20 protein-coding genes are annotated in these 26072 nt (G+C 64.9%); 7 read left to right on the top strand and 13 right to left on the bottom strand.

The features are described 5' to 3' along the window. The first annotated feature begins 3 nt into the window (after nt 1-3). The 6 genes from IVB50_RS39320 to IVB50_RS39295 all read left to right on the top strand — a co-directional run bounded on the left by IVB50_RS39320 (nt 4) and on the right by IVB50_RS39295 (nt 8738). Nucleotides 4-486, top strand: a complete 483-nt coding sequence (locus IVB50_RS39320) for a cytochrome c-type biogenesis protein (protein WP_026233610.1) — start codon at nt 4-6, stop codon at nt 484-486. Nucleotides 487-719: 233 nt separating this feature from the next. Then, the gene (locus IVB50_RS39315) at nt 720-2303 is read left to right on the top strand and encodes a Do family serine endopeptidase (RefSeq protein ID WP_018458561.1); all 1584 of its coding nucleotides are present in this window, start codon (nt 720-722) and stop codon (nt 2301-2303) included. 283 nt (nt 2304-2586) lie between these two features. Continuing rightward, a complete protein-coding gene (locus IVB50_RS39310; RefSeq protein WP_035969420.1) occupies nt 2587-3267 on the top strand; it encodes a response regulator transcription factor in 681 nt (226 codons plus the stop codon). Continuing rightward, complete coding sequence (locus IVB50_RS39305) at nt 3251-4705, top strand: ATP-binding protein (RefSeq protein WP_018458562.1); 1455 nt, start codon at nt 3251-3253, stop codon at nt 4703-4705. Before IVB50_RS39310 ends, IVB50_RS39305 begins: the two co-directional genes overlap by 17 nt. Beyond that, nucleotides 4702-7692 carry a bifunctional [glutamine synthetase] adenylyltransferase/[glutamine synthetase]-adenylyl-L-tyrosine phosphorylase gene (locus tag IVB50_RS39300; protein ID WP_247300167.1) on the top strand — a complete coding sequence of 997 codons (2991 nt, stop codon included), beginning with the start codon at nt 4702-4704 and terminating at the stop codon, nt 7690-7692. Before IVB50_RS39305 ends, IVB50_RS39300 begins: the two co-directional genes overlap by 4 nt. A gap of 152 nt (nt 7693-7844) precedes the next feature. Further along, the gene (locus IVB50_RS39295) at nt 7845-8738 is read left to right on the top strand and encodes a LysR family transcriptional regulator (RefSeq protein ID WP_018458564.1); all 894 of its coding nucleotides are present in this window, start codon (nt 7845-7847) and stop codon (nt 8736-8738) included. A 3-nt stretch (nt 8739-8741) separates the two neighbouring features. Here IVB50_RS39295 and IVB50_RS39290 read toward each other — a convergent pair whose 3' ends face one another. The 13 genes from IVB50_RS39290 to IVB50_RS39230 all read right to left on the bottom strand — a co-directional run bounded on the left by IVB50_RS39290 (nt 8742) and on the right by IVB50_RS39230 (nt 24448). Continuing rightward, entirely contained in the window at nt 8742-11072 is a 2331-nt protein-coding gene (locus IVB50_RS39290) for a PAS domain-containing sensor histidine kinase (protein ID WP_018458565.1), read from the bottom strand. A 227-nt stretch (nt 11073-11299) separates the two neighbouring features. Then, nucleotides 11300-12673, bottom strand: coding sequence for a cation-efflux pump (locus IVB50_RS39285; RefSeq protein ID WP_085362399.1), 1374 nt, complete (start codon nt 12671-12673; stop codon nt 11300-11302). A 214-nt stretch (nt 12674-12887) separates the two neighbouring features. Continuing rightward, complete coding sequence (locus IVB50_RS39280; protein WP_018458567.1) at nt 12888-13856, bottom strand: zinc-binding dehydrogenase; 969 nt, start codon at nt 13854-13856, stop codon at nt 12888-12890. Nucleotides 13857-13881: 25 nt separating this feature from the next. Beyond that, nucleotides 13882-14877, bottom strand: a complete 996-nt coding sequence (locus IVB50_RS39275) for a nitronate monooxygenase family protein (protein ID WP_018458568.1) — start codon at nt 14875-14877, stop codon at nt 13882-13884. 1027 nt (nt 14878-15904) lie between these two features. Continuing rightward, nucleotides 15905-16552, bottom strand: a complete 648-nt coding sequence (locus tag IVB50_RS39270) for a hypothetical protein (RefSeq protein ID WP_085352311.1) — start codon at nt 16550-16552, stop codon at nt 15905-15907. Between the two features lie 70 nt (nt 16553-16622). Then, complete coding sequence (locus tag IVB50_RS39265) at nt 16623-16823, bottom strand: hypothetical protein (RefSeq protein ID WP_007608336.1); 201 nt, start codon at nt 16821-16823, stop codon at nt 16623-16625. 183 nt (nt 16824-17006) lie between these two features. Next, nucleotides 17007-18413: a hypothetical protein gene (locus tag IVB50_RS39260; RefSeq protein ID WP_247300165.1), complete on the bottom strand. Its 1407-nt coding sequence runs from the start codon at nt 18411-18413 to the stop codon at nt 17007-17009. Between the two features lie 274 nt (nt 18414-18687). Next, on the bottom strand, nt 18688-19473 hold the full coding sequence (locus tag IVB50_RS39255; RefSeq protein ID WP_204510720.1) for a fumarylacetoacetate hydrolase family protein: 786 nt from the start codon (nt 19471-19473) through the stop codon (nt 18688-18690). Further along, entirely contained in the window at nt 19473-20492 is a 1020-nt protein-coding gene (locus tag IVB50_RS39250; protein ID WP_018458572.1) for a 2-dehydropantoate 2-reductase, read from the bottom strand. Before IVB50_RS39250 ends, IVB50_RS39255 begins: the two co-directional genes overlap by 1 nt. 103 nt (nt 20493-20595) lie before the next feature. Next, nucleotides 20596-21021: a CBS domain-containing protein gene (locus IVB50_RS39245; RefSeq protein ID WP_018458573.1), complete on the bottom strand. Its 426-nt coding sequence runs from the start codon at nt 21019-21021 to the stop codon at nt 20596-20598. A gap of 173 nt (nt 21022-21194) precedes the next feature. Next, nucleotides 21195-22517 (bottom strand): oxalate/formate MFS antiporter, encoded by a 1323-nt coding sequence (gene oxlT / locus IVB50_RS39240; protein WP_018458574.1) that lies wholly within the window; start codon nt 22515-22517, stop codon nt 21195-21197. A gap of 255 nt (nt 22518-22772) precedes the next feature. Next, nucleotides 22773-24059 carry an oxalate/formate MFS antiporter gene (oxlT, locus tag IVB50_RS39235; protein ID WP_026233613.1) on the bottom strand — a complete coding sequence of 429 codons (1287 nt, stop codon included), beginning with the start codon at nt 24057-24059 and terminating at the stop codon, nt 22773-22775. Nucleotides 24060-24310: 251 nt separating this feature from the next. Beyond that, entirely contained in the window at nt 24311-24448 is a 138-nt protein-coding gene (locus IVB50_RS39230; RefSeq protein WP_018458576.1) for a hypothetical protein, read from the bottom strand. 278 nt (nt 24449-24726) lie between these two features. On the opposite strand from IVB50_RS39230, the gene IVB50_RS39225 reads away from it, so the two are divergent. Continuing rightward, nucleotides 24727-26058 (top strand): Hsp70 family protein, encoded by a 1332-nt coding sequence (locus IVB50_RS39225; RefSeq protein ID WP_018458577.1) that lies wholly within the window; start codon nt 24727-24729, stop codon nt 26056-26058. The last annotated feature ends 14 nt before the right edge of the window (nt 26059-26072 follow it).

Genomic DNA, 26072 nt, shown 5'->3' with positions numbered 1-26072 from the left:
CTGATGCGCCGAATGATGGTCGCGTTCATCGCGCTGATGCTGCTGGCCTTGCCTGCGGCGCATGCCGTGCAGCCGGACGAGATCATGTCGGATCCGGTGAAGGAGTCGCGTGCACGCGATCTGTCGCGTGAGCTGCGCTGCATGGTCTGCCAGAACCAGTCGATCGACGATTCCGATGCGCCGCTGGCGCGCGATTTGCGGCTCCTGGTGCGCGAGCGTATCGCGGCCGGCGACAGCAATTCGCAAGTGCTCGATTTCCTGGTCGCGCGCTACGGCGAGTTCGTGCTGCTCAAGCCGCGCTTCGAGCGCCAGAACATGCTGCTGTGGCTGCTCGCGCCGTTGCTGCTGATTGGCGGCAGCCTGGCGCTATGGCTGCAAATCCGCCGGCGCGCGCGAAATGGTGCAGACCTACCGGCTCCGCCGCTCACGCCCGACGAGGAAGCGCGGCTCGCCGCATTGATGGCGGATGAAGCCAAATCCAGCTAGCTACGTTGCTGCGCGCATCAAGCCGGCACTGCGCGGGGGTTCCTGGAACTTGGTTAAGTTCCTGCAGGTTCACTAGTTTTTGGCCGCGATAAACTGCCGCATCCGCATGTCCGGTTCATTACAAAAGTTTAACCCCGCCGCCAGCGCACGGTAAGGCGACAGCCCCCATCTTCAGGTCCGTAAGGTGCCGCCGTCAGGCGCCAAATGGATTTCAAGGCCCTGGAGATCTCTGCATGACCGACCGTTCCGACCTCTCGAACCTTCCGTCCTACCGGCAGCCCCGCCGGCCCGTTTTCTCGGCCCGCAAGATCGCGCTGATGGCCTCGGTCGTCGCCGGCCTCGGCGCCGCCGTCTACGGCTTCGGCACGTCAACCTCGCCCGCCGACCTGTTCTCGACCCCGGCGCTTGCGCAGGTCAACAACGAGGTCCGCAAGGTCGAACGCCCGATCGGTTTCGCCGACATTGTCGAGCGCGTGAAGCCGTCGGTGATCTCGGTGAAGGTCAACATGAAGGAGAAGACCGCGAGCAACGACGACGGCGATGATTCCTCCTCGCCGTTCCAGCCGGGCTCGCCGATGGAGCGGTTCTTCCGCCGCTTCGGCGGTCCGGATGGCGTCCCGGGCCTGAAGGGTGGTGGCGGTCGTGGCCGCGTCGTGCAGGGCCAGGGCTCCGGCTTCTTCATCTCGGCTGATGGCTTTGCCGTGACCAACAACCACGTGGTCGACGGCGCCGACAAGGTCGAGGTCACCACCGACGACGGCAAGACCTACACCGCCAAGGTGATCGGTACCGACCAGCGCACCGACCTTGCCTTGATCAAGGTCGAGGGCAGCTCGAACTTCCCGTTCGCGAAGCTTGCCGACGGCAAGCCGCGGATCGGCGACTGGGTGCTCGCGGTGGGCAACCCGTTCGGCCTCGGCGGCACCGTGACTGCCGGCATCGTTTCGGCCAGCGGCCGCGACATCGGCAACGGCCCCTACGACGATTTCATCCAGATCGACGCCCCCGTGAACAAGGGCAATTCCGGCGGTCCCGCGTTCGACACCAATGGTGAGGTGATGGGCGTCAACACCGCGATCTACTCGCCTTCCGGCGGCAGCGTCGGCATCGCGTTCTCGATCCCCGCCAGCACCGTGAAGAGCGTGGTGGCGCAGCTCAAGGACAAGGGCTCGGTCAGCCGCGGCTGGATCGGCGTGCAGATCCAGCCGGTGACACCCGACATCGCAGACAGCCTCGGCATGAAGAAGGCCGAAGGTGCGCTGGTTGCGGAGCCGCAGGCGAATGGTCCGGCGGCCAAGGCCGGCATCGAGTCCGGTGACGTGATCACGTCGGTCAACGGCGAATCGGTCAAGGACGCGCGCGAGCTCGCCCGCACCATTGGCGGCCTGGCGCCCGGCGCGACCGTGAAGCTCAACGTGCTGCACAAGGGCCAGGACAAGGTGGTGAACCTCACCCTCGGCCAGCTGCCGAACACGATCGAAGCAAAGGCCGACATCGACAAGGACAGCGGCAAGGGCGCGAGCCGCGGCACCGACGTGCCCAAGCTCGGCATGACCGTCGCGCCCGCCGATTCCGTGGCCGGCGCCGGCAAGGAAGGCGTCGTGGTCACCGAAGTCGATCCGAAGAGCGCCGCAGCCGAACGCGGCTTCAAGGAAGGTGACGTGATTCTCGAAGTCGGCGGCAAGAGCGTGAGCACCGCCGGCGAAGTTCGCGACGCCATCAACACGGCGCGGACTGACAACAAGAACAGCGTCCTGATGCGGGTGAAGAGCGGCGGTCAGTCGCGCTTCGTCGCCGTGCCCATCGCGAAGGGCTAACCAAGGGCTCGGCCTCAGGAGGCCTCCGAGATGAAGGGTGTCGCCGGCATCAGTCGCCCCCGCCGACGGCGCCCTTCGGGGGAGCAGCGCAACGTTTGCTTCCCCTATCTACCTTCCGGTGGAATACGCCCCCCTCCGTCGGAAGGCCTAGGGCGGTGAAGTCCCCCCAGCTTCACCGCCCGCCTTTTTCTCGATGCCAGAGTCTCTCACTCGGCTTGCATGCGATTGCCGCTCGCGCCATGTTTAGAGAAGGTTCACTCCCTTGACCGTTGCCGAACGCACGATGCGCCTCCTCATCATCGAAGACGACCGCGAATCCGCCGACTACCTCGTGAAGGCTTTTCGTGAGGTCGGGCACATTGCCGACCACGCCGCCGACGGCGAGGAAGGCCTTGCCATGGCCGAGAACGGCGATTACGACGTGCTGGTGGTCGACCGCATGCTGCCCAAGCGCGACGGCCTGTCGGTGATCGGCGCGCTCCGCGACAAGGACGATTCGACGCCAGTGCTGATTCTCTCGGCGCTCGGCCAGGTCGACGACCGCATCAAGGGCCTGCGCGCTGGCGGCGACGATTATCTGCCGAAACCCTATTCCTTCGCCGAGCTGTTGGCCCGGGTCGAGGTGCTGTCGCGCCGCCGCGGCGGTCCGGCCGAGGACACGCTGTACCGCGTCGGCGATCTCGAGCTCGACCGGCTCTCCCATCGCGTCGCGCGCGGCAAGGACGAGCTGACGCTCCAGCCGCGCGAATTCCGCCTGCTCGAATACCTCATGAAGCATGCGGGCCAGGTGGTGACCCGCACCATGCTGCTGGAGAACGTCTGGGACTATCATTTCGATCCGCAGACCAACGTCATCGACGTGCACATTTCGCGGCTGCGCTCCAAGATCGACAAGGGTTTTGAGCGGCCGCTGCTGCACACGATCCGCGGCGCGGGATACATGATCCGTGACGGCATTCGGTAAACTCGTCCGCACCACGGCATTCCGGCTGACGCTGGTCTATTTGCTGTTGTTCGCGATGTTCGCGGCCTCGCTGCTGGCCTATTTCGCCTGGAATACGCGGCGGCTGATCACCGAGGAGATCACGCAGACGGTCAATGCCGAGACCTCGGAGATCAGCGAGATCTACGGCCGCCGCGGCTTGCGCGCTCTCGTGCTCGCGATCGAGTACCGGGCGCTGCGTCCGGGTGCCAACCTCTATCTCGTGACGACGCCGACCGGGCAGGCGATCGCCGGCAATGTCGGCTCGCTGGCGCCCGGCGTGATGGCGAAGCGCGGCTGGTCCGAGACCGCCTACCGGCGTATCGAGGACACCGACGATCGCGACCACCTTGCGCTCGTCCGCGTCACCGAACTGGAAAACGGCTTCCGGCTTCTGATCGGACGCGATCTGGCCGAACGGCGACGGCTGTTCGGCATCGTGGCGAAGGCCGCGCAATGGTCGATCCTGATCGTCGTTGTGCTCGGCCTGGGCGGCGGCATCTTTGTGGCGCGCAGGGTTTTGAGGCGCATTGATGCGATGAGCGGCACCGCCCATCGGATCATGACCGGCGATCTCAGCGAACGCCTGCCGGTAGGGCGCAGTGGCGACGAGCTCGACCGCCTCGCCGAAAATCTCAACGCCATGCTGGAGCGGATCGAGGCGCTGATGGCGGGGCTGAAGGAGGTCTCCGACAACATCGCCCACGATCTCAAGACGCCGCTGACGCGACTTCGCAACCGCGCCGAGGAGGCGCTGGCGAAATCCGGCGGCGAGGCCGATTACCGCGCCGCGCTGGAACGGACCATCGAGGAATCCGACGGGCTGATCCGTACCTTCAACGCGCTTCTGATGATCGCGCGCGCCGAGTCCGGGCAGGCGCGCGGCAACATGGATGATTTCGACGCGGCCGATGTCGCCAACGGCATTCACGAACTCTACGAGCCGCTGGCCGAAGACGACGGCATGACTTTGAAGGTCAGGTGCGAGCCGACCCCGGTTCACGCCAACCGCGAATTGATCAGCCAGGCCCTCGCCAATCTTGTCGAGAATGCGATCAAATACGGCAAGCCGGTCGCGCAATCCGCGGGAACCGTGGTCAGCATGGAGGGCAGGCAGATCACGATCGAATCGAGGCGCGAGGGCGATCAGGTGCTGCTCAGCGTCACCGATCGCGGTCCCGGAATCCCCGAAGGCGACCGCAAGCATGTGGTGGAACGATTCGTGCGGCTGGAAGCGAGCCGCACGCTGCCTGGATCCGGCCTCGGTCTCAGTCTCGCCTCCGCGGTCGCGACATTGCATGGCGGTGAGTTAAGGTTGGGTGACGCCCAGCCCGGTCTTGTCGCCACGCTGGTGCTGCCGGCGCGCGCGGGCGACAGGGTTGCTCCGCCAATGCCGGATGTGCCACAGAAGGTGGCATGAACCACTCCGCGCCGGGAAACGCGGACAAGCATGGTGAGAGACTTGCCGCACGCTTCGCGGAGGCTCCCCATATTGCCGCTTCCGTCACCGACCAAGGACGTTTTGAAAGCTGGCTGGCCGAGCTCGAGCCAGCGCAATTCACCCGTCTTGAAACGCTGCTGGCTCACCGCTTCGCGCGGGACATCCTGGCCGGCATCGCGGAATTCTCGCCTTATCTGTTTGAGCTGCTGCGCGCTGATCCGCAGCGCCTGATCCGGCTGCTGGAATGCGATCCGGATGCGCATCTCGCCACGCTGATCGCGGAGGCGAACGGCGCCGTGCTCGCGGCATCCGATGAAGCCGAGGTGATGCGGCTGCTTCGCCGCATGAAGGCGGAGGCCGCGCTCCTGATCGCACTGTGCGACATCGGCGGGGTCTGGCCGGTGATGCGGGTGACCGCAGCGCTCACCGATCTCGCGGTGGCCTCGGTGCGGGCGGCGCTTCAATACCTCCTGCGGCAGGAAGCCGCGCGCGGCAAGCTCTCGCCGCCCAATCCCGAGGCGCCGGAGGAGGGCTGCGGGCTGATCGTGCTTGCGATGGGCAAGATGGGCGCAGGCGAGCTGAACTATTCCAGCGACATCGATCTCATCGTGTTCTTCGATCCCGACAATACGACGCTTGCCGCGGATATCGAACCCCAGCCGTTCTTCGTGAGGGTGACGCAGGGGATGGCACGCATTCTCCAGCAGCGCACTTATGACGGCTACGTCTTCCGCGTCGATCTGCGCCTGCGTCCCGATCCATCCTCGACGCAGGTGGCGATTTCGCGCGATGCCGCGCTGAACTATTATGAGCGGGAAGGGCGTACCTGGGAGCGCGCCGCGATGATCAAGGCGCGAGTCTGCGCCGGCGATCCCAGGGCGGGCGCGGCGCTACTCGCGGAGATCGCGCCCTTCGTCTGGCGCAAGCATCTCGACTTTGCCGCGCTTGCCGACGTTCACGACATGAAGCGGCAGATGCAGACCTATCGCGGCCAGAGCGAGGTTGCGGTCGAAGGGCATAACGTGAAGGTCGGGCGCGGCGGAATCCGCGAGATCGAGTTCTTCGCCCAGACCCAGCAATTGATCGCCGGGGGGCGACATCCCGAACTGCGTGTGCGGCCGACGCTCGCCGCGCTCGGCGTGCTTGCTTCCAGCAACTGGATCACGGTTTCGGCGCGTGACGAGCTGACCACGGCCTACCAATTCCTGCGCCGGGTCGAGCATCGCCTCCAGATGATCGCAGACGAGCAGACCCACACGCTGCCCGAGGACAAGGAGGCGGTCGAGCGTTTCGCCTGGTTCTTCGGCTATCCGGATCGCGAGGCCTTTGCCCGCGACCTTCTGCGGCAGCTCGAGATCGTCCAGGGCCACTACGAAAAACTGTTCGAAGGCGACGATCCGACCGGCACGGCCAAGCTGCCGGCGCTCGACTACAGTGCGGGTCCCGACGATCCGCGGCTGCTTCAGTATCTGGCCACGCTCGGCTTCAAGAAGCCTGCCGCCGTCGCGCAGACCGTGCGTGACTGGATCACCGGCGAGTACCGCGTGTTCCGCGTCGAAGCGACGCGCAACGCATTCGTCGAATTCGTGCCGGCTCTCATCGACGGTCTCGCTCATGCCGAGGAGCCGGATCGGGCCGTCGTGGCGTTCGACCATTTCCTTGGAGCGCTTCAGCGCGGCGGCCGGCTGATCACGCTGCTCGGGCAGAACCGCGATCTCGTCGCACTGGTCGCCCTGGTGCTGGGCGCGGCGCCCCGACTCGGCGAGATGCTGGCGCGGCAGCCGCAGCTCATGGACGGCCTGATCGATCCGCGCTTCTTCGGTGCCATGCCCGACAGGCAGGAATTGTCGGGGCGGCTTGCGAGCACGGTGCAGGATGCCGGCTCTTACGAAGAGTTCCTCGACCGCCTGCGCCTGTTCGGGCAGGAGAGCCTGTTCCTGATCGGCACGCGCATTCTCTCGGGCACGGTCTCGGCGCAGCAAGCGAGCACGGCCTTTGCTGACGTCGCCGAGGGCATCGTCCATACCGTGCATGGCCTCGTCGCCGACCGCTTCGCCGCCCAGCATGGCCGGATCAAGGGGCAGGAGACCGCGATCATCGCGATGGGCCGGCTCGGCAGCCGCGAGATGACCGCGTCGTCCGATCTCGACCTGATCCTGCTTTACGATTTCGACGGCGACAGTCCGGACTCCGACGGTGCGAAGTCGCTGCAAGGTGCACATTACTTCGCGCGTTTCACCCAACGCCTGATCAGCGCGTTCACGACGCGCACCAATTACGGAGTGCTCTACGAGATCGACATGCGGCTGCGCCCCTCGGGGCGTGCCGGCCCTGTGGCCTCGAGCCTCGTCTCGTTCGCGGACTACCAGGCCAACGAGGCCTGGACCTGGGAGCACATGGCGCTGACGCGCGCGCGCGTCGTGTCCGCTTCGCCCGAATTCCGGGAACGGATCGAGCGCGTCATCCGCGATGTCCTGACCCGCCGCCGCGATCCCGGAATCATCGCCAACGATGTTGCCGACATGCGGCGCGCGATCGCCCAGGAGAAGGGCGAGGCCGATTGCTGGGATCTCAAATATGCCGCCGGCGGCATGGTCGACATCGATTTCATCGCGCAATATCTCCAGCTCGTGCATGCGCACGAGAAGCCGGAGATTCTCGACGCCGGCACCATGCAGGTGCTGGAAAATGCATGCAGGCTGGGCGTGCTGGCGCAATCGGAGACCGAGATATTGCGGGCCGCGGCGCGGCTGTATCACGACCTGACGCAGATCCTGCGGCTCTGCGTCAGCGACCGGTTCAAGCCGGAGACCGCCGGCACCGACCTTCTGCGCGTGATGGCACGCGCCGGCGATGCGCCGCATTTCTCCTCGCTGGAGGCGCGCGTGAAGGAGACGCAGAGCGAGGTGCGCCGTGTCTTCAGGGCGCTGCTGGAAGGGACGTCGTCGTCGGCTTCAGCGAGGTGAGCGCCTCCCGCACGTTCGGCTCCAAGCCCGCGCCGCGGGCGTCGCGGCGACGCGCTGGATGCAGCGCTAGGCATTCGTGGCGGTTTTTGCGTGTCGCAAGGGGTAGGGCATGCTAGCTTGCATGCCACCATACGATCCGAGGGAACGAACGGTTGCTCGACAAGCTTGAACTATTGCTGGCGCTGGCGAAGGAACGGCATTTCGGCCGGGCCGCCGAAATGTGCGGCGTGACGCAACCGACGATGTCGACCGGGCTGAAGCAGCTCGAGGAGATCCTCGGCGTGATGTTGGTCCAGCGCGGCTCCCGCTTCCAGGGTTTTACGCCGGAAGGCGAGCGGGCGCTGGATTGGGCGCGGCGGATCGTGGGCGATGCCCGCGCGATGCGTGACGAGATCAACGGGCTGAAGCATCAGCTCTCCGGCGAGATCCGAATTGCGGCAATCCCGACCGTGCTCGGTATGGTCGCTGCGCTGACGACGCCGTTCCGCGCCAGGCATCCCGAGGTGCGTTTCCGCATCCAGTCCACCACCTCATCCGAGGTGCTGGGGTTGCTCGAGAATCTCGAGGTGGATGCAGGCCTGACCTATATCGAGAACGAGCCGATCGGCAAGGTGCGCACCATTCCGCTCTACAGCGAGAGCTATCGTCTGCTCACCGCGCCGGATGGAATGTTCGGTGATCGCGAGACGGTGACGTGGCGGGAGGTCGGACAGGTGCCGCTGTGCCTGCTGACGCCCGACATGCAGAACCGCCGCATCATCGACCGCGCGTTACGTTCGGTCGGCGCCGAGGCGACGCCGACCTTGACCTCGAATTCGCTGCTGGTGCTGTTCACGCATGTGAAGACGGGGCGCTGGGCCAGCGTGATGCCGGCCAAGCTCGCCGAGACGCTCGGCCTGTCCGATACGGTGCGCTCGATCCCGATCATCGATCCCGATGTCAATTACAGCATCGGCATGGTGATCCCGCAGCGTGATCCGATGACGCCGCTGATCGCGGCGCTGGTCAATGTCGCGCGAGAAGTCGCGCCGTCGCTGCAATCGTAGAATTCAGGCCGCGGCCGATATTCCGGACGCCGACTTGATCGCGTTGCGGGGCAGGGTGACGCGCACGACGGTGCCGACCTCGAGTTTGGAGCGCAGCCGCATCGAGCCGCCATGAAGCTGCGCCAGCGAGCGGGCGATCGCCAACCCCAGTCCCGAGCCGTGATAGGTCTTGGTGAGCTGGCTCTCGACTTGCTCGAAGGGGCGGCCGAGCCGCGCCAGCGAATGCGGCGCGATGCCGATGCCGGTGTCGGCGATCATCAGCACGATCCTGTCGTCGAGCTGCCGGCTGCGCACCACGATGCGTCCGCCGTCGGGCGTGAACTTCACGGCGTTGGAGAGCAAATTGACGATGATCTGCTTGGTGGCGCGACGGTCGGCGACGACGGAGATGGACTTTGCGATGTCGGCGTCGAGCGTCAGGTGCTTGTCCTGCGCGCGGCCGGTGACGACCCGCAGGGATTCCGCCAGCGTCTGCGCCAGGTCGAGCTCTTCCATGTCGAGCTTCATGCGGCCGGCCTCGATCTTGGACATGTCGAGGATGTCGTTGATGACTTCGAGCAGGTAATGCCCGCTGGTCAGGATGTCGTGGCAGTATTCCTGGTACTTCTCCGAGCCGAGCTCGCCGAACATGCCCGAGCCCATGATTTCGGAAAAGCCGATGATCGCGTTCAGCGGCGTGCGCAGCTCGTGGCTCATATTGGCGAGGAATTTCGACTTGGTCTGGTTGGCTTCCTCGGCGCGGGTCTTCTCGCGCTGGTATTTCTCGGCGAGATCGGCGAGTTCGCCCGCCTGGCGCTCCAGGGCTGCCTGCGAGCGCTTAAGGTCGATGACGGTGGCGCGCAGGCGTAGATCGTTGTCGACCAGCTTCTGCTCGTGCTCCTTGATGCGGGTGATGTCGGTGCCGACCGAGACGTAGCCGCCGTCCTTGGTGCGGCGCTCGCTGATGTGCAGCCAGCTGCCGTCGTCGAGCTGCGCCTCGAAGGTCCGCGCACCGGGGCCCTGGCTCGCAGTCTCGTTGTGCCGGGTGCGAACCTCCGGCATGCGGCCGACCTCCAGCACGGTCTCGTAGGAGGTGCCGGGGATGACGGCGCTGTCGGGCAGCTTGTGCAGGCGCTGGAAGTGCGAATTGCAGAGCACCAAGCGGTCGCTGGCGTCCCACAGGACGAAGGCTTCGGGAATGGTCTCGATCGCGTCGCGCAGGCGCAAATCGGCTTCCACGGTCCGCTCGGCGAGGCTCTTCTGCTCGGTGATGTCGACCGCGATCCCGATCAGGTGAACGCTGGAATCGGTCGCGCCGCTGGTCTTCTCGCAGCGGACGCGGAGCCAGATCCAGTGGCCGTCGACATGCTGCATGCGGAAGGTCTGGTCGATGTGGTCGATCTTCTCGGAGATGAGCTGGTCGGCGATCTCGAACAGGTCGATGTCGTCGGACTTCACCAGCGCGTTGACCTCGCCGAAGGTGAGGAGCTCGTTGCGGCCGTCGAGGCCGAGCATTGAAAACATTGACTGCGACCAGAAGATGCGGCCGCGCGACAGGTCCCAGTCCCACAGCCCGCAGCGGCCGCGGTTGAGCGCGGTGTCGATCCGGCCGCGCACGGCGTCGTTGATCAGGTCGCCCTCGCGGGCACGGGTGGACTGCCAGTGGAAGGCGAAGCCGAGGATCAGGACCACGAAGCCGGTGGTGGCCGACAGCGTCACCGATAGCGCGGCGTCCGAGCCCCAGATCGGCTCGTTGCGCTCCTGGATCACGGTCACGAAGCCGGGCAACGATTTGATCTGCCGCGCGGTCGCCATTGCGGCGTTGCCGTTCGGCAGCGTCATATCGGAGATGTTGTCGTCGCGCGGCGGTGCCGCCAGCAGTTGCGCCGTCGTGATTGCGTCGAGCAGGCGGTCGTTGCCCGAGGGATCGCTGTCGATCGGGATGCGAGCGAGGATGCGGCGGTCGATTCCAGCCGAGGTGACGATGACGTGGCGGCCCGAGGCGGTGCCCCAGGTTGGAATGAGGTCGGGCAGCAACGCCGGGAGGCTCTCGATGTTCTTCAGCCGCTCCTGTCGCCCGGAGGTGAGGCGGTCGATACGCTCGGCGAGCAGGTCGGCGAGCGCCGAGATGTCGTGGCGGATCACCAGCCGCTTCTGGCGCGTCTGGTCGACGACCTGCACGAACGCGCCGAGGCAGATCGTGATCAGGAATGCGATGATGAGCGTCGGCACGGCGCGGCGCAGCGCAGGCTCCGCTATCAGGAGCCGATGATAGGCAGGTTTCGCGATCGATTGCGCCAATCCTTTGATCGAATCGGATTGGACGCACGCGTTCGCGGCGTCTGCACGCGACATGCCTAAAGCCCCCTGGAAACCTGCTTGCAACTGGACTTCGGAAGCAGCCCCACATCGCTTCCGAATCATGGTCGATTTGAATCCAGATTTCGCGGGCTGTCGAGAGTCAACGAATCGTTAACGCGAATTTATTCTTATCCAACGCGCAGTTTGTGCGTCGTGCGTCCGCAAACTTACGTGCGCGGCGAGTCCGAAACGAGAACGTGTGACTCCTCGCACATTCTCTGTCACGCGCGCGGCGGTTCGGCGTGACTGATGACGCGCTTCACGCTCGGGAACGCGCGCCGCAACGCGCGCTCGATCGCATCGACATGCTCGTGCACCTTGATCACGCTCATCGACGGCTCGGCGCGGCAGTGGAAATTCACGATCTCGCCGGCGTCGGTGTTGCGGACGCGAACATTATGGATGTCGTGGATCTCGCCGCTGGCGGCATATTCCGTCAAGGCTGCGGCGATGGCCCGCACCCGTTCCGGTTCGGCATCGACCCCGAACGGCAGTTCCGGTTCCAGCGGCTCGATGTGGACGTCGACCTCGACATCTGCGCCGAACTCTTCCTGGATGTTGCGTTCCAGCGTGTTGGCGACGTCATGGGCGGCGTAGAGCTGCATCCCCCCGTCGACCTCGAGGTCGATGCTGACGATCAGCTTGGCGCCGAGATCGTGCACGGTGACGTGGTGGATGGCGAGGCCCGAATTGTGGGCGATGACCATGATGCGGTCGCGCACGGTCTCGTTGTCGCGCGCCACGGGGACTGCGGTGAAGGTGAGGTCGGTATCGCCGAAGGCCGTCTCGACGGCTGCTTGCGCGTTGCGCTTGATGTCCTCGACCCGGTCGATGGGGTAGGTCCGCGGCACCTTTGCGATCGTGTCGATAAACGTGGTGGCACCGACCATGCGCACGCGGAGCCGCTCGATGTCGATCACGCCCGGCACGCTGCGGATCGCGGCCGTGGCCGTCTCATGCGCGCCTTCCGGAGCGCGGTCCACCAGCGTCTGCACGGTCGAGCCGGCCATGCGCAGGCCGAGCAGGGCGATCATCACGGCCACTGCGGCGGCGGCAGCCGCGTCGCCCCACCAGAAGCCGAGGCCGGCGAGGATCAGGCCCACGATCACGGCGAACGAGCCCATCACGTCGGAGGCGAAATGCAGCGCATCGGCGGCGAGCGCCTGGCTCCTGGTCTCCCGTGCGGCACGGTGCAGGGCACGGGCGCGCCAGAAATTGACGGCGATGTCGATCACCAGCACGACGAAAGGGACGGCGGAGATCGTCGGCGGCGCAACTCCCTCTCGGAGATGGCTGTAGGACTGGACCAGGATTCCACCGGCGAGCACGTAGAGCAGGGCGGTGACGCCCAGTGCCGAGACACTTTCGAGCTTGCCGTGGCCGTAATGATGCTCTTCGTCCGCCGGCTTGTCGGACACCCGCACCACCGCCCAGGTGATGATGGTGGCGACCAGGTCGATCGACGAATGCAGCGCCTCGGAGATTAGCGCCAGCGAGCCGATCGCGATCCCGACCGCGAACTTGGCCGCCGCCATGCCGCCGCTGGCGAATATCGAGATCGCTGCGACTGAGGTCTTGTTGTGTTGGGAGCTCATGGCGGGGATTTAGCAGGCCGCGGGTGAACATCAAGCGACGATCCACAGGCGTAGACGCTAGTGAGTTGCAGGAGCGGGTGAACTCCGTCGTGCCCGGACTTGTCCCGGGCATCCACGTTCTTCGGAGCGACAAAGACGTGGACGGCCGGGACAAGCCCGGCCATGACGAGTGGAGAGACTGGTGCGCTGCCGCTCTCTCTGGTCGTCGCGGCCACTACACCGTCACGACGATCTTCCCCAGGTGCTTGTTGGCCTCCATGTGCTCGAAGGCCTTGTCGATGTCGTCGAAGGCAAACACCTTGTCGATCGGCAGCTGCAGCTTTCGCGACTCGACGGCGCCCCAGATGTCCTTGCGGACCTCCTCAAAAATCTCACGGACCTCCGCGACGGTGCGGGTGCGGAAGGTGACGCCGACATAATCGATGCGGCGGGCCGCGTGCAGGTCGAAGTTGAAATCGGCATGGGTGCCGCCGAGCCGGCCGACATTGACGATGCAACCCTTGACCTTGGTCGCCGCGAGGTTCTGGTTCGCGACCTTGCCCGAGACCTGGTCGACGATGAGGTCGACACCTTCGCCGTTCGTCGCCTTCAGCACCTCGTCGACCCATGAGGGGTCAGAGGAGTCGACCGCAAGATCGGCGCCATACTCCTTCAGCCGGCTGCGGCGATAAGCATCGGTCGAGGAGCCGATCACGAGCCTGGCGCCCTTGAGCTTCGCAATCTGCATCGCCATCAGGCCGACGCCGGAGCTTGCGCCCTGGATCAGCACGGCTTGCCCGGGCTGCACGCCGCCGATGGTGACGACGGCGTTGTGCATGGTCGCGAGTGCGACGGGCAGGGTGGCGGCTTCCTCGAAGTTCATGTTCGAGGGCGCGTGGAAAAGCCGGCCGTGATCGGCCAGCGTGTATTCGGCAAACGCCGCGCCGCCCGAGCCCATGATGCGGTCGCCGACCTTGAGGCCCTTGGCATCCGGTCCGAGCGCGGCGACCTCGCCGGCCCATTCCATGCCGAGCACGGTGCCGGCGCCGCCGGCCGCGCCATGGGCGTGGCCCTTGCGCATGCCGGTGTCGGCGCGATTGAGGCCACAGGCGCGGACCCGGACCAGCACCTGCGTGCCTTCAGGCTTTGGTTGAGCGACGTCGGAAATCGTAGCGCCACCAGGGCCGTAGACATAAGCCTTCATGAATTGCTCTCGCTTCTTGCAGTGATTATTCAGCAGCCTGCGCTGTCGGATGAACGATCATGCCTTCGAGCCGGCTGCGGATGATGGCCTCCGCTTCGCGCACGATGCGGGAGATCAGTTCCGCGCAGGTCGGGATGTCCTGGATCAGGCCCTGGACCTGGCCCGCCGACCAGATGCCTTCGTCCGAGTTGCCGGTCGCGTAGACCATCTTGCCGCGGGCGCCCGCGACGAGTTCGCGGATGTCCTCGAACTTGGCGCCTTCCTTCTCCATCGCTACGACCTTGGTCGAGATCTCGTTCCTGGCGACGCGGGAGGTGTTGCGCATGGTGCGGAAGATCAGCTCGGTTTCGCGCTCGTCATTGGCCACGATCTTCTCCTTGATGAGCTGATGAATGGGGCTCTCTTTGGTCGCCATGAAGCGGGTGCCCATGTTGATGCCTTCGGCGCCGAGCGCCAGTGCGGCGACGAGGCCGCGGGCGTCGGCAAAGCCGCCGGAGGCGATCATCGGGATCTTGATCTTGTTGGCGGCGGCCGGGATTAGGATCAGGCCGGGGGTGTCGTCCTCGCCGGGATGGCCGGCGCATTCGAACCCGTCGATCGAGATGGCGTCGACGCCCATGCGCTCGGCCGAGAGCCCGTGACGGACGCTAGTGCATTTGTGCACGACCTTGACGCCGTGCTTCTTGAACTCGTCGACATGCTCCTGCGGCTTGTTGCCGGCGGTTTCGACCACCTTGATGCCGCTCTCGATGATGGCGGCGCGATATTCGGCATAAGGCGGCGGCTTGATTGCGGGCAGGATGGTGAGGTTGACGCCAAACGGCTTGTCGGTGAGATCGCGGCAGCGGGCGATCTCCTTCCTGAGGTCCTCCGGTGTCGGCTGGGTCAGCGCCGTGATGAAGCCGAGCGCGCCGGCATTGGCGACGGCGGCGACCAGCTCGGCGCGCCCGACCCACTGCATGCCGCCCTGGACGATCGGGTGCTCGACTCCGACGAGCTTGGTGAACCGTGTCTGCAGCATGATCTGTTTCCCCGCTTGCGTGGCGCTCTTTTATCGGTCGATGCCGGCAGGATGCCGCCCGGGTCGGGAAAAGTCTATTGCGAGGGCGTGCGGTGGAGGCGGGGCGATCATGCGGGGAGTGGGGGGATTCCGTGAGGCGGATAATTGACGCGGGCTCGTGTCCCGGACGCGCTGCAACGCCTCTTCGCGTTGCCGCGCAGAGCCGCGACCCATGCCCAGCGAGCGCTCTGAAAGATGGGCGCCGGCTCTGCAGCGCACCGTCGAACCGGACGATGCTTCGCTCTGCCGGGGGATGCTGCGCTGCGTCCGGGGCACGGACGCACAATCTTCCGATCAATCTCGATCCGACTTGCAAACAGCAGACGCATCTTCGCATCCTCGCGGCGCATTTCGCCCGAGCTTTGCCTGATCGCATCGCCCTCGTCGTGACAAGGGCGCAGGGAAGGCCGGGCGCCGGCTGGCACCCGCAAGTCCGTGCGCCAGAAGAATGCACACGGGGTGGACCACAGGTCAGCCAATCGCCCGGCCTTCCCTGCGCGGTGGTTTACGGCTTACTTCGTGCTCTCCCCGGGGAGCGATGCACTATTGCCCCCGTCGCCCCGCAGATGGCTGATGCAAGCGCCCGGTCGGGCAGCACGCATCACCACAGGACTTGACGCACAGACCCCGGGCGTCAGGACCACACGACTTCGCCGTCCGCGCACGTCCTCGCTGGGTCTTCGGGAGCTGGCGTGTGCTCGCACCCGAAGCCATGCGAAGACGCTGTCGGCGCCGTGTCGTAGGCGCGAAAGCCTGTGCTCACGGTTTCCCGCCCTGCAAGGCTCGCCGCGCCCGACGCCGTCGCGTCCATCGCTGCCCCACCCGCGGTCCGTGACGATCGCGATCCGCCCCTTGTCCCGGGTCAGGGTGTGTCGTAGGTGCGCCAAATCCGAATTTCGGTAAAGTGGAATATTTTGGCAGACGGGGATTGACAGGCGGCGCGCGAAATTTGTGCGGCTGTTTTGCCCGACGGGCGAACCCTGCCGGGCTATTCCGTCGACAGCCGCACCATCTGGCGGCCGCCGTTCATTTCCTTGAGGCTGTTGACGAAGTTTTCGGGGCGCTGCCAGCGGTATGGGACCTTCAATCCCATGTACTCGGCGATGTCGCCGATGAAGCCGGTGCAATTGGTGGTCTCGGCGTTCCAGACCGGCGAGCTCGCCTGCAATTTCTTGATATAGGCAAACACGCGCTTGGCGTCGGCTTCGTTCAGATATACGCGGTAGTTCGCGGTCAGATACTCCGGGTCGAGATCGCCGTAGCTCGCGCCGGTCTCCGCCGGCACCCAGGTGAGGTGACCAAGCACATAGGCCCAGGTGTCGCCGGCGGGCGTGAGCCCTGCCACTTCGACGGCGCGCTCGCTGGTCTTGCCGTACCAGACGAAGGCGTGGCCCCAGCTCGCCGCCGTGCGGGCGCGGAAATCGACGTAGTACGGACCTTTTTCCGCGCGCGCGACCGGGCGCCGGGTCGATGGCGCCGGCCGTGATACGGTGTCGGTCGTGGCAAGCGCGTTTGCGTCAGCAACGCGCTTGTTCGCTTCGTGGGCCGAGGCCGAAGGTGTCGTACACGCGAGCATGGCCGCGAGCGCGAATCCCGCAAGGATGCAGGGTCCCGATCGATCAGGTTTGTTCGTCACGCTGTGCCCCTCGACTGTCGGCCACTCACGCAGAGTCTACGCTTGCTTCTGCGGGTATTTCGCTAACGCGTCAGTAGCGCGCTGCGACGGGGCCGGGCGCCTTGCCGATCGGGGCCTTTCCAACCGGGCTCTTGCCAATCGGCATCTTGCCGATCGGCGCCTGCTCCGAATAGACGGGAACGGGCTGCCGGCGCGGCAGATCCGCGGCATTCGCGACCGTTACCAGAGCAAGCGTAGCACCCACGACAAATACAATCTTCTTCACAGTCATACCCCTAGAAGGTTTGGTCCAAACACGGCACCGCCGTGCCCCCAGACACGCCTCACAGAAGGGCGGCCGAATGCGTCCACAGTGCGGCATCGGCGCGACATGTTGGCGGCATCTGCCGGCCGCGCGGAGATGTGATGTGTCTGGATGTTTCGGCGCGCTCTGCCCAGCCTACGCGACTCGGCCTCACCCGATCCGGTTCAGGCTGTTCCTGATCGTCGAGAAGATGCCGCCGATGTCTTTTCGCAAACCGTCGAGCGCGTTGAAACTGTCGAAGATGCGGGCGAGGCGGTCTTCGACCTCGCGTTTGCTCTTGGTCAGCGCGTCGACGCGCGAGGCGAGGGTGACGTCGCCGTTTGCCTCGATCTCGCCGACGGTTTTGGCGAGGAGGTCGTGCGTCGTGCCGACGTCCGCGATCATGGCCTCGATTCCGAACACGGGCGCCTTCAGCGGGACGAGGTCAGCCTGCGACTTCGACAGCTCTGTCTTGAAGGCGTTCAGCGTCGCCAGCGTTTCCTGTAACGCACCGAGGCGCTGGCGCGACTGGAGAACAAAATCGTTCAACGCATTCTGGCGGTCGGCAATCGTCTTGCCCTCGGCGTCGATCTCGACACGGGCGAGCGAGCGTTCGAGCTGGGCCCGGCGCTCGCCGAGCTCTTCGAAGTCGAGCCCGATGCCTTTCAGGATGTGGAAGCTGTCGTCGATGCGGGCCAGGCGCTGCTCGATCTCGATCTTGTTCTTCGACAGCGTCTCGACGCGGGCGCCGAGCGGTGCTTCGCCGCCGGTTTCGAGCTCGTCGACGCTCTTGGCGAGGCGCTCATGGCTGAGGCTCAGCTCGCCGATCAACGCATTGAGGCCAGCGTCCGACGCGCGCAGCGGCACCAGCTCAGCGTGGGACTTCGCTAGATCGTCCTTGTACTGGTTCAGGGTCGCAAAGGTGTCCTGGACCGCGCCGACCCGGGACAGCAGCGTCGATACGTCGCCCGCGATGTCCTTGAGCCGGTCGGCGAGGTTGTTCTTGCGGTCGTCGGTCTCGAGGTCGTGCAGCGAGCGTTCGAGCTGGTTCTGGCGGTCGCGGATCTCAGTGAAAACCGGCTCGACCGCGCGGCGCTGCTCGGCGATCTTGCCGACCATATCGCGCAATTCCTGCTGGCGGCGGCGGATTTCGGCGAGCTGGTCGTGCATGTCGGTGGATTCGTTGCGGCCCCGCTGCAGCAGGGCGCGCTGCTCGGTCTCGCCCAGCTTGTCGTGCAGGGCGGAAACGGCCTCCCGGGGATCGCTCTCGATCAGGTGCTGGACGGTGGCGTCGAGGTGGTTCTGCAGGGCGTGGGCGACGACCACGTCCTCGCGGGTCTTCTTGAGGCGGTCGCGCAATGTGTCGAGGCGCCGGTCCTGGCGCGAGAGCCGCCAGGCGGAGGCGCCGATCAGTGCCAACGCCAAGGCCAGGATCGCGCCGGTCGCAACACGCTGCGGGACGGGCAGGCCTCCGAACCAGGCAGGCAGGTGGCCGACATCGTAACCGAGCGCCTGCTGGGCGAAGATCGCGATGGCAGTGAGCAGAACAAACCAGGCAACCAGGAAAAACAGCCACATCGTGACTTCCTCACGCCGGCACATTATCGCCATAATTGCTATTGGAGAGCGGAACCGAGATCAAGGGCGGCGGGAGCTTGCTGGATAGGTCCGGCCTCACGATCCACGGCTGAATGCGTCAGCCGATCGGTGGAGGGGGAGAGGCGCGTTTCCCGTGTTGGGGGCAGACGTTCAGGGCGCTGGTCATGCCCGGGCTTGTCCCAGGCATCCACGCGCCTCCGCGCCAACAGAACGTGGATGGCCGGGACAAGCCCGGCCATGACGGAGAGAGAAGCTACAGCCGAAACTCGTTGGTCAGCTCGCCGATGCCGTCGATCGCGACGGTCACAATGTTCACCGGCTCTTTCATCACGCCGACGCCGACCGAGGTGCCGACGGCAATGAGGTCGCCGGGGAGCAGGGTCATGTCGTGGGAGATCCTGCTGACCAGCTCCTGCGCGGTGAAGATCATGTCCGATATCGGATAGTTCTGTCGCTCCGCACCGTTGAGGATGGTGCGGACCACCAGCCTGACCGGATCGAGACCGGTCGCGATGACGGGGCCGAACGGGCCGTAATCGTCGATGCCTTTGGCCCGTGCCCATTGCGGGAAGGTCGGGTCGCTGGTCAGGATGTCGTTGGCGGTGATGTCGTTGACGCAGGTGTAGCCGAAGATGAAGCTGTCCGCTTCCGCCGGCGACACCCGGGCACAGGTCTTGCCGATGACGATGCCGAGCTCGCCTTCATACGTGGTCTTGCCATCGTAATAAGAGGGACGGCGGATCACCGCGCCTGGCGTCGTAATGCTGGTGGTGGCCTTCAGGAGGTAGAGCGGCTCCGGTGGCTCGGGCTGGTTGAGCCTGGCCGCGAGTGCATGAAAATTGTTCCAGAGCGCGACGATCTTGCTGGGCACGCAGGGCGCGAGCAGTTCGACCTCCGACAGCGCCAGCGTCTTGCCGGTGGCTGCATGGCGGCCAAACATCTCGCCCTCATGGACGCTGATACCCGACGACGTTAGCGTGCCGAAGCCGGTCGCACCGCTATTCCGGAAGCGGAGCCATTGTTTGATCTCGCCAGCCATCACGCCACCGCCAGTGCGCGCGGATCCGATGGGGTCGGGATGCCGTCGTAGAGACCGGCAATGCGGGCGCGCTGGGTCACCATCGCCAGCACTGAATCGAGGGCGGGGGTGGCGACGCCGGTGAGGCGGCCCATCTCCTGCACGACGGTGACGAGCGGGTCGATCTCCATCGGGCGGCCGCGCTCGAGATCCTGGAGCATCGAGGTCTTGTGCGCGCCGACCTTGCGCGCACCTTCGATGCGGCGCTCGACGTCGACGCGGAATTTGACGCCGAACGTTTCGGCGATGCCTTGCGTCTCCATCATGATCGCGCGCGACAGCGCGCGAGTGGCCGGATCGGTGCAGATCACGTCGAGCGTTGCATGGGTGAGTGCGCTGATCGGGTTGAAGCAGACATTGCCCCACAGCTTGAGCCAGATCTCGTCGCGGATGCGGTCGAGCACCGGCGCCTTCAGCCCGGCTGCGACGAAGAGATCGGCGAGGCGTTGCACGTCCGGGGTGATCTCGCCGGAGGGCTCGCCGAGCGGAAAGTTGTTGCCGTAGACGTGACGGATCACGCCGGGCGCCTCGATCTCGGTGGCGGGATAGACGATGCAACCGATGGCGCGCTCGGCGCCAATTTCGCGCCACTGCCGTCCGCCGGGGTCGATGCTCTCCAGCGTCGAATTCTCGTATTGGCCGCCGTGCTTGTAGAAGTACCAATAGGGGATGCCGTTGACGGCGGTGACGATGCGGGTGTGGGGTCCGAGCAGCGGCTGCATTGTCTCGATCACGCCGGTGATCGAGTGCGCCTTCAGCGTGATGATGATGTAGTCCTGCACACCGAGCTCGGCGGGATCGTCGGTGCAGCGCGGATGCACGGTGTGCTTCTCCTCGCCCGCGAGCAACGTCAGGCCGCGCTCGCGCATCGCGGCAAGGTGCGCGCCGCGTGCGACGAGGCTGACGTCGGCGCCCGCGCGCGCGAGCTGAACCCCGAGATATCCGCCGATTGCGCCGGCGCCGTAGATGCAGATCTTCATGGAATCCTCGCGAAGCAGCGGAAGCCGGATTTCGGGACGAAAGATCCGGTCCGGCTCGGAAGGTCCGAGCCGGGGACGGTAGTCGCAGGGGAAGTGAGACGCTTTAAGCTGCTTGCGGCGTGCCGTTGATCGCTTCGTCCACGAAGGAGGCGATGTCACGCATGCTGATGACCGAGACGAGGCTGTAATCGTCGATGACAGGCAGGTGCCGGATGTGATTCCGGTTCATCAGATGGCGGACGTGCTCGATCGTGTCGTTTGAGGTGCAGGATACGAGCTGCTGCACCGAGACGAGCTGCGAAACCTTGACGTTGACGGCATTGGCGCCGTGCTCGGCGACGGCGCGCACGACGTCGCGCTCGGTGAACATGCCGACCGCGGTGTTACCCTCGGAGCGGACCACGTCCTTCACCACAAGTGCGCTGATATTGTTGGCGCGCATCAGCTTGGCGGCGATACCCACCGTTTCGTTCATTCGCACCGTGACAACGCGCGGTGTCTTCTTGCGCAGAATGTCTCCGACCAGCATTGCAACCTCCCTGGGTGAATGATGCGGCAAGTGTGGTATACATAATGCCAATCGTCAAGCACTCGATTTGGCTGTTCCGAAAAATCTTGAGGCAACAATGCTGACGTTTGCCGTGAGCCAAAAGAAAGAGGCGCATCGCTGCGCCCCCTGTCTCACCGTGCAAGGAGTGTTCGTTATGCCGTCTCGGTCTTGGCGTTCCCCGTCGCGGCGTTGGCGCTCTCGGCTTCCTTGCCGAGGATGAAGGAGCGGCGCATCGGCTTGATCACGAACAGCGCCGTCAGGGCCGCCGTCGCGTTCAGCGCGACTGCGACCACGAACACGGCCTTCCAGCCATACGTGGCCGAGATCACGCTGGCGAGCGGAACGAGCAGGGACGCGGTCCCCTTCGCCGTGTAGAGCATGCCGTTGTTGGTGGTTGCGAACTTCGAGCCGAAGGTGTCGCCGCAGGTCGCTGGGAACAGCGAGTAGATCTCGCCGAACACGCCGAAATAGACCGCGGTGGCGAGCACGAAGACGACAGGGACGTGGCCATAGGCCGACAGCGTCAGCAGCATCAGCGCGGCGGTGCCGAAGGCGATGAACATGGTGTGCTCGCGGCCGATCGTGTCGGAGACGAAGCCGAAGAACGGCCGTCCGAAACCGTCGAAGATGCGGTCGAGCGAGATCGCGAACGTCAATGCCGCCATCTGGAATCCGGCGAGCGTGACCGGCGTGTCGGCGATCTTGAAGTCGTGTGCGATCGGGGCGATCTGCGCCGCGGTCATCAGGCCGCCGGAGGCGACCATGACGAACACGAGATACATGACCCAGAAAATAGGGGTGCGCAGCACCTGGGGCGGGGTGAAGTCGATCTTGGTCTGCGGCAGATTGAGCTGCTTCTTCTTCGGCGGGATCGAGATCCGCGGCGGCTGAATGAAGAAGGCGAGCACGAAGACGATCACGCCCTGGCCGATGCCGAAGGTGAGGAACGCGTGCTGATAGCCGCTCGTTGCGATCATGGCTGCGATCGGCACGACGGTGAGTGCAGCGCCTGCGCCGAAGCCGGCGGCAGTCGCACCGGCGGCAAGGCCCCGGCGATCGGGAAACCATTTCAGCGCGTTGCCGACGCAGGTGCCGTACACGGCGCCCGCGCCCATGCCGCCGATGATCGCGGCCGCGTAGAGCAAGGTGAGGCTATCGGCATAGGAGTTGAGAATCCACGACAGCGCGATCATGACGCCGCCGAACATGATGACGATGCGCGGGCCGTATTTGTCGACGAACCAGGCCTCGATCGGCACCAGCCAGGTTTCGGTGACGACGAAGATGGTGAAGGCGAGCTGGATCGCGGCGCGTCCCCAATGGTGCGCGTGATCGATCGGATCGACGAACAGGGTCCAGCCATATTGCAGGTTGGCGATCATCGCCATGCAGACGATGCCCATGACCAGCTGGAGCCAGCGGAAACCTGTGCGGAGAGGCGCGGCCGTGACAGCGCCATCGGTGCTGGAAATCATCAAGAACCTCCCAAGCGCCTGTCTGGTTCGACACCGGTCGCAAGATGACCTGATGTCGCAATATTGTGGCTTATCGTCGCAAGCGCGGTGGCGACCTTGGTATACCATATTCCAGATTGCAAGCCCTATCTTGGCGCGCGCCTGAAAATTTGCGGAGTTCCTTTAGGGACGGCGGGTTCACGAAAACGTCGCGCACAACGAAAACGCCCGGCCGCGAGGCCGGGCGTTTTGCGCGAGAAGCGCTTTTGGAGCGCGTCAGACGGTCGATTGCGCGACCACGACCTTGCGCCAGGGCTTGAGCACCGCGATCGCCAGCGCCGAGGCCAGGATGTTGGCGCCGGCTGCGATGATAAACACGTTGTCCCAACTGCCCGACGACTGCTGCATGTAGTTGCCGATCGGGACCAGCAGCGCGGCCGTACCCTTCGCGGTGTAGAGCAGGCCGGCATTGGTGGTCGCGAACTTGGCGCCGAACGTGTCGGTGCAGGTCGAGGGGAACAGCGAGTAGATCTCACCCCAAGCGAAGAACACGAAGCCCGAGAGCAGCACGAACCAGAGCGGATCGTGGCCCCAGAGGTAGAGCATCCAGATGCCGATACCTTCCATGCCGAAGGCGATGAACATCGTGTTCTCGCGGCCGATCATGTCGGAGATCCAGCCGAAGAACGGACGCGTCAGGCCGTTGAGCACGCGGTCGATCGTGGCCGCGAAGGTCACCGCGGTCATCGTCACCGCCATCAGCGTGACCGGCACGTTGTCGATCTTCCAGTCCGCCGCGATCGGCTTCAGGTTCGCCGTCACCATCAGGCCGCCAGCGCCGACAATCACGAACATGAAGTACATCAGCCAGAAGATCGGCTGACGCAGCACCTCGGTCGGCTGGTAGTTGCGCCGGGTCTGCTGCAGATTGGCGTTCACGACCGCGTTCGGCACCTGACCTGCTTTCGGCGCGAGCAGGAAGAAGGCGAGGATGCAGATGATAATGCCTTGTCCGAGGCCGAAATAAAGGAAGGTGGTCTGGAAACCGCTGTCCTTGATCATGGCCTGGATCGGCGCGACGGTCAGCGCGGAGCCCGCACCGAAACCAGCGGCCGTGATGCCCGCGGCAAGACCGCGCTTGTCCGGAAACCACTTCAGCGCGTTACCGACGCAGGTGCCGTAGACGCCGCCGGCGCCGATGCCTGCGATGATCATGCCGAGATAGTAGCCGTTGAGCGTGGTCGCCTCCGCGTTGATCGCCCAGCCGGCGGCACAGAGCACGCCGCCGACCAGCACCACGATGCGCGGACCGTATTTGTCGACGAACCATCCTTCGATCGGCACGAGCCAGGTCTCGAACAGCACGAACAGCGTAAAGGCCCATTGGATCGACGCACGATCCCAGCCGAACTTCTTCTGGATGTCGGGGACGAAGAACGTCCAGCCGTATTGATAATTGGCGATCATTACCATCGCCGCGACGCCAACTGCCAATTGCGTCCAGCGATACGTGTCGCTAACGCGCGCGGCTGTCGGGGCGGTTGCTTGCACCATGTCCGTCATAAAGCCTCCCGTGGCGCCTCTCATTTTTCTGCGAGCGCTGGAACGGCATTCTTGTATGCATTATGCCAAGCTTCAAGCGCTGGTCCGGTCACCGTGCGCAAATGCCGCAGGACCTTGCCCGGTTGCGGCTGTGACTCAGGACAGCACAAGTAGAAATGGCCCCGTGATCCGGGGCCATTCATCAAAAGTAGTATGCGGACTGATCTAAAACCGTCTCCCGCTGCGCGCGCAGGCGCGGGCGGCTGTCCGGCCTACAGGCCAAAGCGCGGCAGGTCGCCGTTGTGATTCGAGATCTCGGCGCTCGCCATCAGGAGGCGGTCGATCGTTGCCATCAGGCGGGCGAACAGCGTGGAGGAGGGCGCGAGAGCGACGGAAGCGGTCTTGGACATCGGAAATCCCTTTCTCGAGACGGTCAGTAGTGCTGTCTCATTTCGAAAGGGAATTTATGTATACCAGATGCCAATGTCTATGCATGCCATTGCATAGCAGCATTTAGCTTTTCGCATTGCAGCATAATAATCAGTTAAATGGGCCGATTTGAGCGGGATATGCCCAAAGCCGGCCGAAACTGAACCATTTGACCGTCGATATCCAAAAACGGAGCCTTGGCAGCGGCACATGAAGCCGTTAGTGGTCTGCCCCCTCCAATCATCTGTCAGAGTGGTTCATGTCGAGCGCCTCGCCCGCCGTCTCGATCGGCATCGATTTTGGGACCAGCAACACGGTCGTGGCCCTTGCGGCGGACGATCGCCGGGTCGAGGCCATCCGCTTCGACCATGGTGAGCAGCGCCACAGCGTCTTCGTGTCAGCGCTGTGCTTCTGGGAGGACCGGCCGGGAGCCGGCGCCCAGGCTGAAGGCGGCCCGTGGGCGATCGAGCAGTTCCTGGAAGGACGCCATGTCTACCGCTTCCTCCAGTCGTTCAAGACCTTTGCCGCAAGCTCCAGCTTCAACACCACCCAGGTGTTCCGGCAGCGCTACAAGTTCGAGGATATTTTGGCGGCGTTCCTGCGGACGCTGGCGCGGCATGGCGGCGATAAATTCGGCTTCGAGACGTCCACCATTACAGTCGGTCGCCCCGTCCGCTTCGCCGGGGGCAATCCCGACGAAGCGCTGGCGATGCAGCGCTACCGGGCCGCGTTCGAGCGCCTCGGCGCCGGCCACGCCCGCTATGTCTACGAACCCGTGGGCGCGGCGTTCTCCTTCGCCCGCCGGCTGGAGCGCGATGCGACCGTGCTGGTCGCGGATTTCGGTGGCGGCACCAGCGATTTCTCGGTGATGCGGTTCTCGCGTGCCGGCGGCGCCTTGCGCGCCGAGCCGCTCGGCCATGCCGGCATCGGGATTGCGGGCGACACCTTCGACTACCGTATCGTCGATCACGTCGTCTCGCCGCGGCTGGGCAAGGGCTCGAGCTTCCGCTCGTTCGACAAGGTGCTGCCGATCCCCACCGGCCACTACACTAATCTCGCGCGCTGGCATCAGCTCGCGATGATGAAGAGCAACGGCGACCTGCGCGAACTCCGGGAGCTTGCGCGCACCGCGGTGAAGCCGGCTCTGCTCGAGGATTTCATCACCATCGTCGATCTCGACCTCGGCTTTGCGCTGTACCGCGCGGTGTCCGACGCCAAGGTCGCGCTGTCGGCCCAGGATCAGGTGGAGTTCCGCTTCAAAGGAGGCGGGGTCGATATCGGCTCGACTATCACGCGGAAGAATTTCGAAGCCTGGATTGCCGACGACATCGCGAGGCTCGGGGCCACCGTCGACAAGGTGCTGGGCGAAGCCGGCATCACCGCGCGCGAGGTCGAGAAGGTGTTTTTGACCGGCGGCACGTCTTTCGTGCCGGCCGTTCGAAAACTGTTCGCCGAGCGGTTCGGCAACGAACGGCTGATGTCGGGCGATCAGTTCGAGTCGATTGCGTACGGCCTTGCTTTGATCGGACACAGCCCGGACCCGGACCGCTGGACCGCAAGCGGCGGGCTCCAGTCGAGGGCGGGCGCGTAGCCTACGGTCACGCG

The sequence above is a fragment of the Bradyrhizobium sp. 87 genome (assembly GCF_023073015.1).
GTDB classification, from domain to species: domain Bacteria; phylum Pseudomonadota; class Alphaproteobacteria; order Rhizobiales; family Xanthobacteraceae; genus Bradyrhizobium; species Bradyrhizobium canariense_D.
Note: the sequence above shows the minus strand (reverse complement) of the source record. Positions and strands in the feature narration are given on the sequence as shown.

What these genes read in the sequence shown, in the direction of transcription:
- IVB50_RS39320 (WP_026233610.1), top strand. Translation starts at nt 4, where the DNA reads ATGCGCCGAATGATGGTCGCGTTCATCGCGCTGATGCTGCTGGCCTTG.
- IVB50_RS39315 (WP_018458561.1), top strand. Translation starts at nt 720, where the DNA reads ATGACCGACCGTTCCGACCTCTCGAACCTTCCGTCCTACCGGCAGCCC.
- IVB50_RS39310 (WP_035969420.1), top strand. Translation starts at nt 2,587, where the DNA reads ATGCGCCTCCTCATCATCGAAGACGACCGCGAATCCGCCGACTACCTC.
- IVB50_RS39300 (WP_247300167.1), top strand. Translation starts at nt 4,702, where the DNA reads ATGAACCACTCCGCGCCGGGAAACGCGGACAAGCATGGTGAGAGACTT.
- IVB50_RS39290 (WP_018458565.1), bottom strand. Translation starts at nt 11,072, where the DNA reads ATGTCGCGTGCAGACGCCGCGAACGCGTGCGTCCAATCCGATTCGATC.
- IVB50_RS39285 (WP_085362399.1), bottom strand. Translation starts at nt 12,673, where the DNA reads ATGAGCTCCCAACACAACAAGACCTCAGTCGCAGCGATCTCGATATTC.
- IVB50_RS39280 (WP_018458567.1), bottom strand. Translation starts at nt 13,856, where the DNA reads ATGAAGGCTTATGTCTACGGCCCTGGTGGCGCTACGATTTCCGACGTC.
- IVB50_RS39275 (WP_018458568.1), bottom strand. Translation starts at nt 14,877, where the DNA reads ATGCTGCAGACACGGTTCACCAAGCTCGTCGGAGTCGAGCACCCGATC.
- IVB50_RS39265 (WP_007608336.1), bottom strand. Translation starts at nt 16,823, where the DNA reads ATGACTGTGAAGAAGATTGTATTTGTCGTGGGTGCTACGCTTGCTCTG.
- IVB50_RS39260 (WP_247300165.1), bottom strand. Translation starts at nt 18,413, where the DNA reads ATGTGGCTGTTTTTCCTGGTTGCCTGGTTTGTTCTGCTCACTGCCATC.
- IVB50_RS39255 (WP_204510720.1), bottom strand. Translation starts at nt 19,473, where the DNA reads ATGGCTGGCGAGATCAAACAATGGCTCCGCTTCCGGAATAGCGGTGCG.
- IVB50_RS39250 (WP_018458572.1), bottom strand. Translation starts at nt 20,492, where the DNA reads ATGAAGATCTGCATCTACGGCGCCGGCGCAATCGGCGGATATCTCGGG.
- IVB50_RS39245 (WP_018458573.1), bottom strand. Translation starts at nt 21,021, where the DNA reads ATGCTGGTCGGAGACATTCTGCGCAAGAAGACACCGCGCGTTGTCACG.
- oxlT (WP_018458574.1), bottom strand. Translation starts at nt 22,517, where the DNA reads ATGATTTCCAGCACCGATGGCGCTGTCACGGCCGCGCCTCTCCGCACA.
- oxlT (WP_026233613.1), bottom strand. Translation starts at nt 24,059, where the DNA reads ATGACGGACATGGTGCAAGCAACCGCCCCGACAGCCGCGCGCGTTAGC.
- IVB50_RS39230 (WP_018458576.1), bottom strand. Translation starts at nt 24,448, where the DNA reads ATGTCCAAGACCGCTTCCGTCGCTCTCGCGCCCTCCTCCACGCTGTTC.
- IVB50_RS39225 (WP_018458577.1), top strand. Translation starts at nt 24,727, where the DNA reads ATGTCGAGCGCCTCGCCCGCCGTCTCGATCGGCATCGATTTTGGGACC.